The organism is Lentzea roselyniae (genome assembly GCF_039537795.1).
Lineage (GTDB): Bacteria > Actinomycetota > Actinomycetes > Mycobacteriales > Pseudonocardiaceae > Lentzea > Lentzea atacamensis.
Genome location: NZ_BAABBE010000117.1, coordinates 1 through 1,460 on the forward strand (window position 1 = coordinate 1; position 1,460 = coordinate 1,460).

General features: G+C 67.9%; 1 pseudogene. It reads left to right on the top strand.

Features of this window, described 5'->3' with window-relative positions:
• Nucleotides 1-184 precede the first annotated feature (184 nt).
• A pseudogene (locus ABFX45_RS46120) lies at nt 185-1,432 on the top strand (IS701 family transposase).
• The last annotated feature ends 28 nt before the right edge of the window (nt 1,433-1,460 follow it).

A 1,460-nucleotide genomic window follows, 5' to 3' on the forward strand; every position in this document is an offset into this window, starting at 1 on the left:
GCCTAGTACTCCAGCCGGACTTCGTGATCTTGGCTGTTGAGGGCCCGGGAAGACGAGCGCGGCCACCACACGATCATGAGTAGTTGTGTGGACAACTCAAGATCAGGTGGTGGCCGCGGCTGTCATCGTAGACGCCGCCGGGGGTGTGGATCCGGTGGGCTGGCAGGAGAAGCTCGACGGGCTGATGGCGAGGGTGGCGAAGCGGTTCGGGCGTGTGGAGCCACGTCGGCGGGCCAGGTCGTTCGTGGAGAGATTGCTGTCGGACCTGCCACGCAAGAACTGCTGGACGATCGCCGAGCATGCCGGGGACGCGACGCCGGACGGGATGCAGCATCTGCTGTCTCGGGCTGTGTGGGACGCCGACGAGGTCCGTGACGATGTGCGGGACGTCGCGGTTGAGCAACTCGGTGACACCGACGCGATGCTGGTGGTGGACGAGACCGGGGACGTCAAGAAGGGCACGTGTTCGGCAGGGGTGCGGCGGCAGTACACCGGCACCGCCGGACGGATCGAGAACGCCCAGGTCGGGGTGTTTCTGACCTATGCCACCACGATCGGGCACACGCTGATCGATCGTGAGCTGTATCTGCCGCGCGTGTGGGCCGACGACCCGGACCGGTGTGCGGAGGCTGGGATCCCCGCCGATATCGAGTTCGCGACCAAACCCGAGCTGGCCGCCCTGATGCTCGGCCGGGCTCTCGATGGTGGCGTGCCCGCGCGGTGGGTCGCCGCTGACGAGGTCTACGGCGGTAACCCGGTCCTGCGGGCCGGGCTGGAGCGGCGGCGGGTCGGGTAGGTGCTGGCGGTGGCCTGTGATCACCGCGTGGCTACCGCCACGGGCGTCTACCGGGCCGATGTCCTGGTGGCGCGGTTACCGAAACGCGCCTGGCAACGGCTGTCGGCCGGGCAAGGCGCGAAAGGACACCGGTTCTACGACTGGGCCTGGATCACCATCACCGACACCGACGACGAGGCGCCCGAAGGGTTCCGGTCGCTGCTGGTACGCCGGCACCGCCGCACCGGAGAGCTGGCCTTCTACCGCTGCTACTCGCCCTGCCGGGTCGCGCTGTCGGTGCTGGTGCGCGTGGCCGGGCGCCGGTGGACCATCGAGGAGTCGTTCCAGACCTCGAAGGGGCAGACCGGGCTGGACGAGCACCAGGTCCGGACCTGGATCTCCTGGTACCGCTGGACAACCCTGGTACTGCTCGCGCACCTGTTCCTGGCGATCACCACCGTCGCCGCCCGCGCCAGTCCCGCCCCAGCAGGGCTGATCCCGTTGACACTCAACGAGATCCGTCATCTCTACAACGCCCTCGTGCTCACCCCAGCCGTGAACATCGGGCACGTCCTGCGCTGCTCACACTGGCGCAGGCGACACCAGCACCGAGCCCAGCAAGCCCACTACCAGCGGCAATCGCGGCAGGAACCATGAAGATCACGATCTACGGCTGGAGTACTAG